18 protein-coding genes and 1 pseudogene are annotated in these 15793 nt (G+C 52.1%); 12 read left to right on the top strand and 7 right to left on the bottom strand.

Annotation, left to right across the window (positions count from 1 at the left end; genetic code table 11):
* Positions 1-34: 34 nt before the first annotated feature.
* Positions 35-793 carry a metalloprotease LoiP gene (gene loiP / locus OQV04_RS03520; protein ID WP_000701842.1) on the top strand — a complete coding sequence of 253 codons (759 nt, stop codon included), beginning with the start codon at positions 35-37 and terminating at the stop codon, positions 791-793.
* A 318-nt stretch (positions 794-1111) separates the two neighbouring features.
* Here the strand turns inward: loiP and speB are convergent, their stop codons facing one another.
* From speB to yqgD, 6 genes are all read right to left on the bottom strand, one after another.
* On the bottom strand, positions 1112-2032 hold the full coding sequence (gene speB / locus OQV04_RS03515) for an agmatinase (RefSeq protein ID WP_000105566.1): 921 nt from the start codon (positions 2030-2032) through the stop codon (positions 1112-1114).
* A gap of 135 nt (positions 2033-2167) precedes the next feature.
* Complete coding sequence (locus tag OQV04_RS03510) at positions 2168-2899, bottom strand: lipoprotein (RefSeq protein WP_000758914.1); 732 nt, start codon at positions 2897-2899, stop codon at positions 2168-2170.
* A gap of 145 nt (positions 2900-3044) precedes the next feature.
* Entirely contained in the window at positions 3045-5021 is a 1977-nt protein-coding gene (speA, locus tag OQV04_RS03505; RefSeq protein WP_001295380.1) for a biosynthetic arginine decarboxylase, read from the bottom strand.
* 8 nt (positions 5022-5029) lie between these two features.
* Positions 5030-5161, bottom strand: a complete 132-nt coding sequence (gene yqgB, locus OQV04_RS03500) for an acid stress response protein YqgB (protein WP_001297406.1) — start codon at positions 5159-5161, stop codon at positions 5030-5032.
* A 93-nt stretch (positions 5162-5254) separates the two neighbouring features.
* A complete protein-coding gene (yqgG, locus tag OQV04_RS03495) occupies positions 5255-5398 on the bottom strand; it encodes a protein YqgG (RefSeq protein WP_001297404.1) in 144 nt (47 codons plus the stop codon).
* Between the two features lie 110 nt (positions 5399-5508).
* Positions 5509-5760 carry a protein YqgD gene (gene yqgD, locus OQV04_RS03490; RefSeq protein ID WP_001303651.1) on the bottom strand — a complete coding sequence of 84 codons (252 nt, stop codon included), beginning with the start codon at positions 5758-5760 and terminating at the stop codon, positions 5509-5511.
* Between the two features lie 55 nt (positions 5761-5815).
* Between yqgD and metK the strand changes: the two genes are divergently transcribed.
* The 8 genes from metK (at position 5816) to ruvX (ending at position 13039) form a co-directional block, all read left to right on the top strand.
* Entirely contained in the window at positions 5816-6970 is a 1155-nt protein-coding gene (metK, locus tag OQV04_RS03485) for a methionine adenosyltransferase (protein ID WP_001062128.1), read from the top strand.
* 436 nt (positions 6971-7406) lie between these two features.
* On the top strand, positions 7407-8801 hold the full coding sequence (gene galP / locus OQV04_RS03480; RefSeq protein ID WP_001112301.1) for a galactose/proton symporter: 1395 nt from the start codon (positions 7407-7409) through the stop codon (positions 8799-8801).
* Positions 8802-8877: 76 nt separating this feature from the next.
* Complete coding sequence (locus OQV04_RS03475; RefSeq protein WP_001300769.1) at positions 8878-9375, top strand: SprT family zinc-dependent metalloprotease; 498 nt, start codon at positions 8878-8880, stop codon at positions 9373-9375.
* A gap of 94 nt (positions 9376-9469) precedes the next feature.
* Positions 9470-10177 (top strand): deoxyribonuclease I, encoded by a 708-nt coding sequence (gene endA / locus OQV04_RS03470; RefSeq protein WP_001613793.1) that lies wholly within the window; start codon positions 9470-9472, stop codon positions 10175-10177.
* Between the two features lie 79 nt (positions 10178-10256).
* Complete coding sequence (gene rsmE / locus OQV04_RS03465) at positions 10257-10988, top strand: 16S rRNA (uracil(1498)-N(3))-methyltransferase (protein ID WP_001222509.1); 732 nt, start codon at positions 10257-10259, stop codon at positions 10986-10988.
* A 12-nt stretch (positions 10989-11000) separates the two neighbouring features.
* A complete protein-coding gene (gene gshB, locus OQV04_RS03460; protein WP_000593273.1) occupies positions 11001-11951 on the top strand; it encodes a glutathione synthase in 951 nt (316 codons plus the stop codon).
* A 108-nt stretch (positions 11952-12059) separates the two neighbouring features.
* Positions 12060-12623 carry a YqgE/AlgH family protein gene (locus OQV04_RS03455; RefSeq protein ID WP_001053178.1) on the top strand — a complete coding sequence of 188 codons (564 nt, stop codon included), beginning with the start codon at positions 12060-12062 and terminating at the stop codon, positions 12621-12623.
* Positions 12623-13039, top strand: a complete 417-nt coding sequence (gene ruvX / locus OQV04_RS03450; RefSeq protein WP_000017103.1) for a Holliday junction resolvase RuvX — start codon at positions 12623-12625, stop codon at positions 13037-13039. Before OQV04_RS03455 ends, ruvX begins: the two co-directional genes overlap by 1 nt.
* Before the next feature lie 181 nt (positions 13040-13220).
* Here the strand turns inward: ruvX and OQV04_RS03445 are convergent.
* Positions 13221-14200, bottom strand: a pseudogene (locus OQV04_RS03445) (PilT/PilU family type 4a pilus ATPase).
* A gap of 17 nt (positions 14201-14217) precedes the next feature.
* Here OQV04_RS03445 and yggS point away from each other — a divergent pair.
* The 3 genes from yggS to yggU are packed head-to-tail and all read left to right on the top strand — an operon-like array spanning position 14218 to position 15793.
* Positions 14218-14922 (top strand): pyridoxal phosphate homeostasis protein, encoded by a 705-nt coding sequence (yggS, locus tag OQV04_RS03440; RefSeq protein ID WP_000997795.1) that lies wholly within the window; start codon positions 14218-14220, stop codon positions 14920-14922.
* Between the two features lie 17 nt (positions 14923-14939).
* Positions 14940-15506, top strand: a complete 567-nt coding sequence (gene yggT, locus OQV04_RS03435; RefSeq protein ID WP_001094831.1) for an osmotic shock tolerance protein YggT — start codon at positions 14940-14942, stop codon at positions 15504-15506.
* Complete coding sequence (yggU, locus tag OQV04_RS03430; protein WP_001277222.1) at positions 15503-15793, top strand: DUF167 family protein YggU; 291 nt, start codon at positions 15503-15505, stop codon at positions 15791-15793. The genes yggT and yggU overlap by 4 nt, the downstream gene beginning before the upstream one ends.

The raw sequence follows: 15793 nt of genomic DNA, 5'->3' as shown, positions 1-15793 counted from the left end.
TAGAATAATCCTGACCTTGTGCGGAAGAAAAAACATGAAAATTCGCGCCTTATTGGTAGCAATGAGCGTGGCAACGGTACTGACTGGTTGCCAGAATATGGACTCCAACGGACTGCTCTCATCAGGAGCGGAAGCTTTTCAGGCTTACAGTTTGAGTGATGCTCAGGTGAAAACCCTGAGCGATCAGGCATGTCAGGAGATGGACAGCAAGGCGACGATTGCGCCAGCCAATAGCGAATACGCTAAACGTCTGACAACCATTGCCAACGCGCTAGGCAACAATATCAACGGTCAGCCAGTGAATTACAAAGTGTATATGGCGAAGGATGTGAACGCCTTTGCGATGGCTAACGGCTGTATCCGCGTCTATAGCGGGCTGATGGATATGATGACGGATAACGAAGTCGAAGCGGTGATCGGTCACGAAATGGGGCACGTGGCGTTAGGCCATGTGAAGAAAGGGATGCAGGTGGCACTTGGTACAAATGCCGTGCGAGTCGCGGCGGCCTCTGCGGGCGGTATCGTCGGCAGTTTATCGCAATCACAGCTTGGTGATCTGGGCGAGAAATTAGTCAATTCGCAATTCTCCCAGCGCCAGGAAGCAGAGGCGGATGATTACTCCTACGATTTACTGCGCCAACGCGGCATCAGTCCGGCAGGTCTTGCCACCAGCTTTGAAAAACTGGCAAAACTGGAAGAAGGTCGCCAAAGCTCAATGTTTGACGACCATCCAGCATCCGCCGAACGCGCCCAGCATATTCGCGATCGTATGAGCGCGGACGGGATTAAGTAAGGCATGGTGGTGCCAAACGTAGTTCAGATAAGGCATTTACGCCGCATCTGACATAAATGGCACATTCACTACCTCGTGCGCATTGCCGGATGCGATGCTGGCGCATCTTATCCGGCCTACGGGTGCCAAACGTAGGTCAGATAAGGCGTTCACCCCGCATCTGACATGAATGGCACATTTGTTACCTTGTGCGCATTGCCGGATGCGATGCTGGCGCATCTTATCCGGCCTACGGGTGCCGAACGTAGGTCGGATAAGGCGTTCACGCTGCATCCGACATTAATGGCACGTTTTACCCGTGCGCATCGCATCTGGTGCTTACTCGCCCTTTTTCGCCGCCTGAATATACAGCATTTCCAGCGCCAGCGTTGCCGCTGCCAGAGCGGTGATTTCCGACTGATCGTATGCCGGAGCCACTTCCACTACGTCCATCCCAACGATGTTGAGATCTTTCAGGCCGCGTACCAGTTTAATAGCGCGATCGGAGGTCAGACCGCCAATTACCGGCGTACCGGTTCCCGGCGCAAATGCAGGATCCAGGCAGTCGATATCAAAGGTCAGGTAAACCGGCATATCACCCACAATTTGTTTCACCTGGGCGATAACGTCATCCACGCTGCGATCGTTCACCTGGCAGGCGTCCAGCACGGTAAAGCCGTTGTCTTTATCAAATTCGGTACGAATACCAATCTGCACGGAATGATTCGGATCGATCAGACCTTCTTTCGGCGCGGTATAGAACATGGTGCCGTGGTCAAATTCACAACCGTTCGCGTAGGTATCGGTGTGGGCGTCAAAGTGTACCAGCGCCATTTTGCCGAAATGCTTCGCATGAGCACGCAGCAGCGGCAGCGTAACAAAGTGGTCACCACCGAAGGAGAGCATACGCTTACCGGCAGCCAGCAGCTTCTCGGCGTGTGCCTGCAGTTTTTCGCTCATCTCACGGGCATCGCCGAAGGCATATACCAGATCGCCGCAGTCCACCACGTTCAGACGCTCGCGCATGTCGAAATTCCACGGGAAGCGGTTGTGTTCCCAGGCCAGGTTAGTCGAAACCTGGCGAATCGCCGCCGGGCCGTGACGACCACCGGCACGGCCAGAGGTGGCCATGTCGAACGGCACGCCGGTGATCACCCAGTCGGCATCGCTGTCATACGGCTGGAAGTTCATCGGCAGGCGTAAAAAACCAAAGGCGTTGGAAACCAGTGAGTTATCGTATTGATGACCTAAGGTGCTCATGGATGGACTCCTATTACAAAGTCGATATAAAAAAACCCTTCCGCGTCGTTAGGCCCGACGAGGAAGGGTTGGATTTGCGAAACACAAGTTTGTGCTAATTATCGCCTTAAATGGGCGAGGCATCAAGCGAGGTTGCTATTTCCGACACGGTGGCGGCGCATAGCCATTGTTATCTGCCGGAAAGGCTTGTCCAGAGCACGGCGGCAGCGCGTTTTGCGCCTGGCCTTGTAATTCAAAGGCGGCAAAGCCGATTACACCGGTATTACGCACATCGCCTTGCGCCGAATTGGCTGCGTAGGAATCAGCAACGTTGGCGAACTGAAAAGCCGCTTCGGTATGTTTATCTTTGCGGAATCCTTTAATCGCTAACGAATCTCCGGCATTCACAATATAGCCGTTGTTATTCAGCGAACCTTGCTTGCCGTTCAGCACATCCAGGCCATCAACCGTAGCAACGATCTCGTAGTTGGTGTTACGACTGTAATTACGAACATATAATTGATAATTCATTCCGACTCTGGCGTGGACAATATAGCGTGGTTCATTATTGGATGAATCATAAACACGCGTAATAGGTAGAGAATTAAAATTACCATCGCGAATAGCATATTCCAGTTCGTTAATACGAATGCTATAAACGCGGTCGTAGCCGGAAGGAACATTAGTCGAATAACTAATAACGATCATCTCCGCCGGATCGCGCCAGGCTCGCTCAGCAGATACGCCCTGAACCGTTGAGTGCACATCCCCACCCCAGGCGGTGCCGACATTGCCCGATGCACTGCTATTATACTGCGCATTACTGGAACAACCGGCCAGCAGCACGATTAATGCCACCAACGCGCTACGTACTTTCCATTTTTTCATAACCGTTCCCTCTGCATTTAATTAATGCAGCGATTGTAGGGAGATTATTTAATAAGAAAAGCAGCTAAATTATTTTTAAGAATATATAAAAAGAAAGCGGGCCGATTTACGTAAATAAATCGACCCGCCAGCAGAATAATCTTAATTATTCATCTTCAAGATAGGTATAACCGTACAAACCTGCCTCGAACTCTTCAAGGAACTGTTGTTGCAGTTCAGCATCAAGATCGGTTTTCTTCACTTGATCACGGAACTGAGTTAACAGCGTTTTCGGATCGAGCTGTACATATTGCAGCATGTCCGCCACGGTATCGCCTTCGTCAGACAGTTCCACTTCTACACTACCGTCAGGGAAGACGAACACGTCAACCGCTTCGGTATCACCGAACAGGTTGTGCATGTTGCCGAGGATCTCCTGATATGCGCCGACCATAAAGAAACCGAGCATCGGCGGATTCTCTGGATCGTACTCCGGCATAGGCATTGTCGTGGCAATACCATCACCATCGATATAGTGGTCGATAGCACCGTCAGAGTCACAGGTAATATCCAGCAGCACAGCGCGGCGTTCCGGCACTTGATCCAGCCCTTCCAGCGGCAGAACCGGGAACAACTGGTCGATCCCCCACGCATCCGGCATCGACTGGAACAGCGAGAAGTTGACGTACATTTTGTCCGCCATACGTTCCTGCAGCTCGTCGATAATCGGACGATGAGCACGGTTTTGCGGATCCAGTTGCTTTTGCACTTCATGGCACATGCTCAAATAAAGCTGCTCAGCCCATGCACGTTCTTGCAGGCTAAAGGTGCCGGAAGAGTAGCCGATATGAATGTCGTGCAGATCCATCTGACTGTCGTGTAACCATTCACGCAGAGAACGGCGAGTTCCCGGTTCGTGCATCTCCTGCCAGGTTTCCCACATGCTTTGCAGCGCGCGCGGCGCATCTTCTGCAGGCGCGGTCGGCACCGTGTATTCGTTACGTTCCACGCCGATGATATTCGACACCAGCACGGTGTGATGCGCAGTCACCGCACGACCCGATTCGGTGATTACCGTCGGATGCGGCAGACCGTTTTCTTCACACGCATCACCAATCGCCCAGATGATGTTGTTGGCATATTCATTGAGGCCGTAGTTCACCGAACAGTCGGACTGCGAACGAGTACCTTCATAATCCACGCCCAGACCGCCGCCGACGTCGAAGCACTGAATATTGACGCCCAGCTTGTGCAGTTCCACATAGAAACGCGCCGATTCACGAACGCCTGTGGCGATATCGCGAATATTCGCCATCTGCGAACCGAGGTGGAAGTGCAGTAGTTGCAGGCTGTCGAGACGCCCGGCTTCACGCAGGGTTTCAACCAGTTGCAGTACCTGAGTCGCAGCCAGGCCGAACTTCGATTTTTCCCCGCCGGAGGACTGCCATTTACCCGAGCCCTGCGAAGCCAGACGTGCACGCACGCCCAGACGAGGAACGACATTCAGACGTTCTGCTTCATCCAGCACAATGGCGATTTCTGACATCTTCTCAATGACCAGATAGACCTTGTGCCCCATCTTCTCGCCAATTAATGCCAGGCGGATATATTCGCGGTCTTTATAACCGTTGCAGACGATGACGCTACGGGTCATGCCAGCATGTGCCAGCACTGCCATCAACTCGGCTTTGGAACCGGCTTCCAGACCCAGTGGTTCGCCCGAATGAATCAGGGACTCGATCACGCGGCGGTGCTGGTTAACTTTGATCGGATAAACAAGGAAGTAATCGCCGTTATAGCCGTAGGATTCCCGCGCACGTTTGAACGCGGCGTTAATGGAACGCAAACGGTGCTGCAGGATCTGTGGGAAACAGAACAGTGCAGGCAGACGCTGGCCCTGTGCTTCACGAGTTTTCACTAACTGCGCGAGATCGACGCGAGCTTCCGGGACGTCCGGGTCCGGGCACACGCTAATGTGGCCCAGCTCGTTAACGTCATAGTAGTTATTGCCCCACCAGGCAATATTGTAAGTACGCAGCATCTTGCTGGCTTCCTGGGAGCTCATTGCAACCTCCTGCATGGAGCGTAGTACACCGTGTTCGCCCGCTGACGAAGGCAAACCCATAGACATGTCGTCAGACATAGCGAACCTCAAATTATTTTATTAAGTGTAAAACAGTTAACGACTATCGCAGCCTGGAACTGCGATAACAACCCATAAGCACATGGATTTTCCAGCAGTGAATGCTGACGCTCCAACTGCGCAACCGGTTTCTTTTTCATAACATTATTAAGCACATAACCGAACGTAAGTGTGACAGTTCGGCGAAACCACGAGAAAACTCTTGTTTTTACAAGAGCGCCCTTGTTCAGTCCTCAGTAACTGTAACCAGCTCTTGAATCCTGAGAAGCGCCGAGATGGGTATAACATCGGCAGGTATGCAAAGCAGAGATGCAGAGTGCGGGGAACGAATCTTCACCAGAACGGTGAGACAGGTTAAGCAGCAGACAACGGTTCATTATTTCGTATCACCTCCACGGCCGCCTGTTAAGACAAACCCACAAGCCAAAACTCTGATTTCAACCCGGCTGGAAGTGGCAACACGAAAGAAACGTCGTGTGCTTTTTATTTAAGCCGCGCGCCGCGTTTTATACCCCACAATGGCAGAAAATTGCAAAAGATAAATACGCAGAATGCCGGCATTGTCAGGAAAAATTTCCAGCCACGTTTTTAACAGAATGAGACACGATTCAAAAAAAAGTGGAAATCGGGTGAAGAATTGACCTAAAATAGCCATCCAGATGTTAATCCATCCATACCGATTAACACTCAGACTGCCAGTGTTTTTAACCTGCAGAGTCGTGGTAGGATCCGCTACCACAGAAAATCCACACAACAGTTTGAGCTAACCAAATTCTCTTTAGGTGATATTAAATATGGCAAAACACCTTTTTACGTCCGAGTCCGTCTCTGAAGGGCATCCTGACAAAATTGCTGACCAAATCTCTGATGCCGTTTTAGACGCGATCCTCGAACAGGATCCGAAAGCACGCGTTGCTTGCGAAACCTACGTAAAAACCGGCATGGTTTTAGTTGGCGGCGAAATCACCACCAGCGCCTGGGTAGACATCGAAGAGATCACCCGTAACACCGTTCGCGAAATTGGCTATGTGCATTCCGACATGGGCTTTGACGCTAACTCCTGTGCGGTTCTGAGCGCTATCGGCAAACAGTCTCCTGACATCAACCAGGGCGTTGACCGTGCCGATCCGCTGGAACAGGGCGCGGGTGACCAGGGTCTGATGTTTGGCTACGCAACTAATGAAACCGACGTGCTGATGCCAGCACCTATCACCTATGCACACCGTCTGGTACAGCGTCAGGCTGAAGTGCGTAAAAACGGCACTCTGCCGTGGCTGCGCCCGGACGCGAAAAGCCAGGTGACTTTCCAGTATGACGACGGCAAAATCGTTGGTATCGATGCTGTCGTGCTTTCCACTCAGCACTCTGAAGAGATCGACCAGAAATCGCTGCAAGAAGCGGTAATGGAAGAGATCATCAAGCCGATTCTGCCCGCTGAATGGCTGACTTCTGCCACCAAATTCTTCATCAACCCGACCGGTCGTTTTGTTATCGGTGGTCCGATGGGTGACTGCGGTCTGACTGGTCGTAAAATTATCGTTGATACCTACGGCGGCATGGCGCGTCACGGTGGCGGTGCATTCTCTGGTAAAGATCCATCAAAAGTGGACCGTTCCGCAGCCTACGCAGCACGTTATGTCGCGAAAAACATCGTTGCTGCTGGCCTGGCCGATCGTTGTGAAATTCAGGTTTCCTACGCAATCGGCGTGGCTGAACCGACTTCCATCATGGTAGAAACTTTCGGTACTGAGAAAGTGCCTTCTGAACAACTGACTCTGCTGGTACGTGAGTTCTTCGACCTGCGCCCATACGGTCTGATTCAGATGCTGGATCTGCTGCACCCGATCTACAAAGAAACCGCAGCATACGGTCACTTTGGTCGTGAACATTTCCCGTGGGAAAAAACCGACAAAGCGCAGCTGCTGCGCGATGCTGCCGGTCTGAAGTAATCTTTCTTCACCTGCTTTCAAAGGCCAGCCTCGCGCTGGCCTTTTTCTTTTACCTCACCGCGGTGGATAGGCGTTCACGCCGCATCCGGCAAAAAAACCGCCTGCACAATAACATCATTCTTCCTGATCACGTTTCACCGCAAATTATCATCACAACTGAAACCGATTACACCAACCACAACAGACAAAGATTTGTAATATTTTCATATTATTATTCGGTTTTCACAGTTGTTACATTTCTTTTCAGTAAAGTCTTAATTGCAGATAACAGCGTTTAATCTATGATGATATAACTCAATTATTTTCATGCACTTAAATCATAACTAAGATAAATGTTAGTGTAAGCGATTACACTGATGTGATTTGCTTCACATCTTTTTACGTCGTACTCACCTATCTTAATTCACAATAAAAAATAACCATATTGGAGGGCATCATGCCTGACGCTAAAAAACAGGGGCGGTCAAACAAGGCAATGACGTTTTTCGTCTGCTTCCTTGCCGCTCTGGCGGGATTACTCTTTGGCCTGGATATCGGTGTAATTGCTGGCGCACTGCCGTTTATTGCAGATGAATTCCAGATTACTTCGCACACGCAAGAATGGGTCGTAAGCTCCATGATGTTCGGTGCGGCAGTCGGTGCGGTGGGCAGCGGCTGGCTCTCCTTTAAACTCGGGCGCAAAAAGAGCCTGATGATCGGCGCAATTTTGTTTGTTGCCGGTTCGCTGTTCTCTGCGGCTGCGCCAAACGTTGAAGTACTGATTCTTTCCCGCGTTCTGCTGGGGCTGGCGGTAGGTGTGGCCTCTTATACCGCACCACTGTACCTCTCTGAAATTGCGCCGGAAAAAATTCGCGGCAGTATGATCTCGATGTATCAGTTAATGATCACTATCGGGATCCTCGGTGCTTATCTTTCTGATACCGCCTTCAGCTACACCGGTGCATGGCGCTGGATGCTGGGTGTGATTATCATCCCGGCAATTTTGCTGCTGATTGGTGTCTTCTTCCTGCCAGACAGCCCACGTTGGTTTGCCGCCAAACGCCGTTTTGTTGATGCCGAACGCGTGCTGCTACGCCTGCGTGACACCAGCGCGGAAGCGAAACGCGAACTGGATGAAATCCGTGAAAGTTTGCAGGTTAAACAGAGTGGCTGGGCGCTGTTTAAAGAGAATAGCAACTTCCGCCGCGCGGTGTTCCTTGGCGTACTGTTACAGGTAATGCAGCAATTCACCGGGATGAACGTCATCATGTATTACGCGCCGAAAATCTTCGAACTGGCGGGTTATACCAACACTACCGAGCAAATGTGGGGGACAGTGATTGTCGGCCTGACCAACGTACTTGCCACCTTTATCGCAATCGGCCTTGTTGACCGCTGGGGACGTAAACCAACGCTAACGCTGGGCTTCCTGGTGATGGCTGCTGGTATGGGCGTACTCGGTACAATGATGCATATCGGTATCCACTCTCCGTCGGCGCAGTATTTCGCCATCGCCATGCTGCTGATGTTTATTGTCGGTTTTGCCATGAGTGCCGGTCCGCTGATTTGGGTACTGTGCTCCGAAATTCAGCCGCTGAAAGGCCGCGATTTTGGCATCACCTGCTCCACCGCCACCAACTGGATTGCCAACATGATCGTTGGCGCAACGTTCCTGACCATGCTCAACACGCTGGGTAACGCCAACACCTTCTGGGTGTACGCGGCTCTGAACGTACTGTTTATCCTGCTGACATTGTGGCTGGTACCGGAAACCAAACACGTTTCGCTGGAACATATTGAACGTAATCTGATGAAAGGTCGTAAACTGCGCGAAATCGGCGCTCACGATTAATCTCCTCAGGCTTCCTCCCGTCGCGGAGGAAGCCGCCTCTTGCAGTCATCTTTTCTTCGCTCTATCCTCTGCCGCTATGAAAACATCCCGTCTCCCTATCGCCATCCAACAGGCCGTTATGCGTCGCCTGCGGGAAAAACTCGCCCAGGCCAACCTGAAGCTAGGGCGTAACTACCCGGAGCCAAAACTCTCTTACACCCAGCGCGGAACCTCCGCCGGAACAGCCTGGCTGGAAAGCTATGAAATCCGCCTCAATCCCGTTTTGCTGTTGGAAAACAGTGAAGCCTTTATTGAAGAAGTGGTGCCGCACGAACTGGCACATTTGCTGGTATGGAAACATTTCGGCCGCGTAGCACCACATGGCAAAGAGTGGAAGTGGATGATGGAAAACGTGCTGGGTGTTCCCGCCCGTCGTACGCATCAGTTCGAACTGCAATCCGTGCGTCGCAACACCTTCCCCTACCGCTGCAAGTGCCAGGAGCATCAGCTTACCGTACGCCGCCATAATCGCGTAGTTCGTGGCGAAGCCGTCTATCGCTGTGTTCACTGCGGCGAACAACTGGTCGCAAAATAACCATCTGAACTATCAGGAACTTTCCTGATCTGGCTGATTGCATACCAAAACAACTTTCGCTACGTTGCTGGCTCGTTTTAACACGGAGTAAGTGATGTACCGTTATTTGTCTATTGCTGCGGTGGTACTGAGCGCAGCATTTTCCGGCCCGGCGTTGGCCGAAGGTATCAATAGTTTTTCTCAGGCGAAAGCCGCGGCGGTAAAAGTCCACGCTGACGCGCCCGGTACGTTTTATTGCGGATGTAAAATTAACTGGCAGGGCAAAAAAGGCGTTGTTGATCTGCAATCGTGCGGCTATCAGGTGCGCAAAAATGAAAACCGCGCCAGCCGCGTAGAGTGGGAACACGTCGTTCCCGCCTGGCAATTCGGTCACCAGCGCCAGTGCTGGCAGGACGGTGGACGTAAAAACTGCGCCAAAGATCCGGTCTATCGCAAGATGGAAAGCGATATGCATAACCTGCAACCGTCAATCGGCGAGGTGAATGGCGATCGCGGCAACTTTATGTACAGCCAGTGGAATGGCGGCGAAGGCCAGTACGGTCAATGCGCCATGAAGGTCGATTTCAAAGAAAAAGCTGCCGAACCACCAGCGCGTGCACGCGGTGCCATTGCGCGCACCTACTTCTATATGCGTGACCAATACAACCTGACACTCTCTCGCCAGCAAACGCAGCTGTTCAACGCATGGAACAAGATGTATCCGGTTACCGACTGGGAGTGCGAGCGCGATGAACGCATCGCGAAGGTGCAGGGCAATCATAACCCGTATGTGCAACGCGCTTGCCAGGCGCGAAAGAGCTAACCTACACTAGCGGGATTCTTTTTGTTAACCCCTACCCCACGCGAACAACCGCGTGGGGAGACGACGCGGATTTTTAACTATGCGTATCCCCCGCATTTATCATCCTGAACCACTGACCAGCCATTCTCACATCGCGCTTTGCGAAGATGCCGCCAACCATATCGGGCGCGTACTGCGCATGGGGCCGGGGCAGGCGTTGCAATTGTTTGACGGCAGCAACCAGGTCTTTGACGCCGAAATTACCAGCGCCAGCAAAAAAAGCGTGGAAGTGAAGGTGCTGGAAGGCCAGATCGACGATCGCGAATCTCCGCTGCATATTCACCTCGGTCAGGTGATGTCGCGTGGTGAAAAAATGGAATTTACGATCCAGAAATCGATCGAACTCGGTGTAAGCCTCATTACGCCACTTTTTTCTGAGCGCTGCGGCGTTAAACTGGATAGTGAACGTCTGAACAAGAAGCTCCAGCAGTGGCAGAAGATTGCAATTGCTGCCTGTGAGCAGTGTGGTCGTAACCGGGTGCCGGAAATCCGTCCAGCGATGGATCTGGAAGCCTGGTGTGCAGAGCAGGATGAAGGACTGAAACTGAATCTTCACCCGCGCGCCAGTAACAGCATCAATACGTTGCCTTTACCGGTTGAACGCGTCCGCCTGCTGATTGGCCCGGAAGGCGGTTTATCGGCAGATGAAATTGCCATGACTGCCCGCTATCAATTTACTGATATCCTGTTGGGACCTCGCGTTTTGCGTACAGAGACAACTGCGCTCACCGCCATTACCGCGCTACAAGTACGATTTGGCGATTTGGGCTAACGGAGAAGAATAATGATCAAGCTCGGCATCGTGATGGACCCCATCGCAAACATCAACATCAAGAAAGATTCCAGTTTCGCTATGTTGCTGGAAGCACAGCGTCGTGGTTACGAACTTCACTATATGGAGATGGGCGATCTGTATCTGATCAATGGCGAAGCCCGCGCCCATACCCGCACGCTGAACGTGAAGCAGAACTACGAAGAGTGGTTTTCATTCGTCGGTGAACAGGATCTGCCGCTGGCCGATCTCGATGTGATCCTGATGCGTAAAGACCCGCCGTTTGATACCGAGTTTATCTACGCGACCTATATTCTGGAACGTGCCGAAGAGAAAGGGACGCTGATCGTTAACAAGCCGCAGAGCCTGCGCGACTGTAACGAGAAACTGTTTACCGCCTGGTTCTCTGACTTAACGCCAGAAACGCTGGTTACGCGCAATAAAGCGCAGCTAAAAGCGTTCTGGGAGAAACACAGCGACATCATTCTTAAGCCGCTGGACGGTATGGGCGGCGCGTCGATTTTCCGCGTGAAAGAAGGCGATCCAAACCTCGGCGTGATTGCCGAAACCCTGACTGAGCATGGCACTCGCTACTGCATGGCGCAAAATTACCTGCCAGCCATTAAAGATGGCGACAAACGCGTGCTGGTGGTGGATGGCGAGCCGGTACCGTACTGCCTGGCGCGTATTCCGCAGGGGGGCGAAACCCGTGGCAATCTGGCTGCCGGTGGTCGCGGTGAACCTCGTCCGCTGACGGAAAGTGACTGGAAAATCGCCCGTCAGATCGGGCCGACGCTGAAAGAAAAAGGGCTGATTTTTGTTGGTCTGGATATCATCGGCGACCGTCTGACTGAAATTAACGTCACCAGCCCAACCTGTATTCGTGAGATTGAAGCAGAGTTTCCGGTGTCGATCACCGGAATGTTAATGGATGCCATCGAAGCACGTTTACAGCAGCAGTAACCCACCTTAGCGAGAAGGATCTCGTTGAGACTCTGAGTGACAGCGCCCTTCTTTCCACGCATACTGGGCGCTGTTGCTTTTTTGAACCAGGAAACAGAACCTCTGACAATGAATTTACAGCATCACTTTCTTATTGCCATGCCTGCTCTCCAGGATCCGATTTTCCGTCGTTCCGTGGTCTACATTTGCGAACATAATACCAATGGTGCAATGGGGATCATCGTCAACAAGCCGCTGGAAAATCTCAAAATTGAAGGGATTCTGGAAAAGCTGAAGATCACGCCGGAGCCGCGTGATGAATCAATCCGTCTGGATAAACCGGTTATGCTCGGCGGCCCACTGGCTGAAGATCGCGGGTTTATTTTGCATACTCCGCCCTCCAATTTTGCTTCCAGCATTCGCATTTCAGACAACACGGTGATGACCACTTCCCGCGATGTGCTGGAAACGCTCGGCACCGATAAACAACCGTCTGACGTATTGGTGGCTCTGGGCTATGCCTCCTGGGAGAAAGGTCAACTGGAACAAGAAATTCTCGATAACGCGTGGCTAACCGCCCCGGCAGATCTGAATATTCTGTTCAAAACGCCAATTGCCGACCGCTGGCGCGAGGCGGCAAAACTGATTGGTGTGGATATTCTCACCATGCCTGGTGTGGCAGGGCACGCCTGATGAGTGGAACCTTACTCGCTTTCGACTTCGGCACCAAAAGCATTGGCGTAGCGGTCGGCCAACGCATTACCGGCACCGCTCGCCCTTTGCCTGCAATTAAAGCACAGGACGGTACGCCGGACTGGAACATTATCGAGCGTTTACTGAAAGAGTGGCAGCCAGACGAAATCATCGTCGGTTTGCCGCTGAATATGGACGGTACCGAACAGCCGTTAACCGCCAGAGCGCGTAAATTTGCCAACCGTATTCATGGTCGTTTCGGTGTTGACGTAAAGCTCCATGACGAGCGTCTTAGCACCGTGGAAGCCCGTTCCGGTCTGTTTGAACAGGGCGGCTATCGGGCGCTTAACAAAGGCAAAGTCGACTCTGCCTCTGCGGTTATTATTCTCGAAAGCTATTTCGAGCAGGGATATTAAGGCGATTTAAACGCCTGCTGGAGTGTATAATATCATCGCGCCTTATTGCCGGATGCGGCGTGAACGCCTTATCCGGCCTACATGTGGCAGCGATTGTAGGTCTGATAAGACGCGCAAGCGTCGCATCAGACGTTTATTGCCTTTGTAGGCCCGATAAGCTTGCACATCGGGCATGGCAACGTCACAAACGCCCTTCCCCCACCCGCTGCTGATAACTCTGCTGAAACGTTATCATCCCCACCTGTTGCCCAGTTTGAATAACATGCGGTAACTGGTGGGTTTTCCCTTCGCGAATCAAATTCCCCACCGCGGGTGTATTAATCAGTAATTCAAACAGCGCCATGCGTCCTTCCTGTTTATCCACTTCCAGCTTTTGTGACAGCACTGCCCGTAAACTACCTGCCAGTTGATTACGCACGGGATCTTTTTCCTGCGCTGGAAATGAATCCACAAGTCGCTCAACTGCCTGCGCGGCACCACGTGTATGTAAGGTTGCCAGCACCAGATGCCCGGTTTCTGCCGCCGTCAGCGCCAGACGGATTGTCTCGCTGTCACGCAGCTCTCCGAGCAAAATCACATCAGGATCTTCCCGCAATGCGGCCCGCAATCCCGATGCGAACGTCATACAATGCAAACCGATTTCCCGCTGCTGGATCAAACATCGCTGGCTGGCATAGAGATATTCAACAGGATCTTCCAGCGTCAGAATATGCGCATCAGCATGTTGATTGAGATAACCAACCATCGCCGCCAGCGTGGTAGATTTTCCACTCCCCGTCGCCCCGTCACCAGAATCAGGCCATTCTCGCTCTTGAGTAATTCCGGCAATACCGGTGGTGCGCCAAGCTGTTCGAGCTGCGGGCAGTGCGAAGGTAACAGCCGTAACGCCAGAGAAATACCTTGCCGTTGCGCGAACGCACTGCCACGCAATCGCTGGTTTTCCGTCAGCGACACGGCAAAATCCAGCTGACCATTCTCCAGCAATATTGCCCGCTGATCGTCATCCAGCCACTCCCGCAGTAGCTCTTCGACGTCCGGCGCATCAAACGGCGCAGCTTCCATTAGCCCGCGAATGCGCCATCGTGCGGGCCAGGCGCTGCACAGGTGTAGATCCGAGACGTTATGCTTTACACTAAGGGCCACAATTTCTTCCATATTCATACTAAGATCCTCGGAAAATGAACGATATTGCGCATAACCTGGCACAGGTCCGGGACAAAATCTCAGCGGCTGCAACGCGTTGCGGCCGTTCTCCAGAAGAAATTACGCTGCTTGCAGTCAGTAAAACAAAACCTGCGAGCGCCATCGCAGAAGCCATTGATGCCGGGCAGCGTCAATTTGGTGAAAACTACGTTCAGGAAGGGGTAGATAAAATTCGCCACTTTCAGGAACTGGGCGTAACAGGATTAGAATGGCATTTTATTGGCCCGTTGCAGTCTAATAAAAGCCGCCTGGTGGCAGAGCATTTCGACTGGTGTCATACCATCGACCGTTTGCGCATCGCTACCCGCCTCAACGATCAGCGCCCGGCAGAACTTCCCCCTCTTAACGTGCTGATTCAAATTAATATTAGTGATGAAAACAGTAAGTCCGGGATTCAACTGGCAGAACTGGACGAGCTGGCAGCTGCGGTCGCTGAACTACCGCGTTTACGTCTGCGCGGGCTGATGGCAATCCCTGCGCCTGAGTCAGAATATGTAAGGCAGTTTGAAGTTGCACGCCAAATGGCTGTAGCATTTGCCGGACTGAAAACGCGCTACCCGCATATCGACACGCTCTCTCTGGGAATGTCGGACGATATGGAAGCCGCCATTGCGGCAGGTAGCACGATGGTTCGTATCGGCACTGCAATTTTTGGTGCGCGTGATTACTCTAAAAAATAAGGAATTAAAGGAACGCCATGAATACGTTGACTTTCCTGCTTTCAACGGTCATTGAGCTGTATACCATGGTGCTGTTATTACGCATCTGGATGCAGTGGGCTCATTGTGATTTTTACAACCCCTTCTCACAGTTTGTAGTGAAGGTAACGCAGCCAATTATCGGGCCACTGCGCCGCGTTATTCCGGCAATGGGCCCCATTGACAGCGCCTCGCTGCTGGTTGCCTATATTCTCAGTTTTATCAAAGCCATCGTGCTGTTTAAAGTGGTGACCTTCCTGCCAATCATCTGGATTGCCGGTTTACTGATTCTGCTGAAAACCATCGGCCTGCTGATTTTCTGGGTCCTGCTGGTGATGGCGATTATGAGCTGGGTAAGCCAGGGCCGTAGCCCGATTGAATACGTGCTGATTCAGCTGGCCGATCCGCTGCTGCGCCCGATTCGCCGCTTGCTACCGGCAATGGGTGGGATTGATTTCTCGCCGATGATCCTCGTTCTGCTGCTGTATGTCATCAATATGGGTGTCGCAGAAGTATTACAGGCAACCGGAAACATGCTGCTGCCGGGGCTGTGGATGGCGTTATGAGTGCCGTAACAGTTAACGATGACGGTCTGGTTTTACGGCTTTATATTCAGCCGAAAGCCAGCCGTGATTCTATTGTCGGTTTACATGGCGACGAGGTAAAAGTCGCCATAACCGCGCCGCCGGTTGACGGCCAGGCCAACAGTCATCTGGTGAAGTTTCTCGGTAAGCAATTCCGGGTTGCCAAAAGCCAGGTGGTGATTGAAAAAGGCGAACTTGGCCGCCACAAACAAATTAAAATCATTAATCCGCAACAAATCCCGCCAGAAATCGCGGCGTTAATTAATTAG

Source organism: Escherichia sp. Lx600-2, assembly GCF_036662595.1.
Lineage (GTDB): Bacteria > Pseudomonadota > Gammaproteobacteria > Enterobacterales > Enterobacteriaceae > Escherichia > Escherichia coli.
The sequence above is the reverse complement of the archived record's forward strand: the minus strand, read 5'-3'. Positions and strand labels throughout refer to the sequence as shown.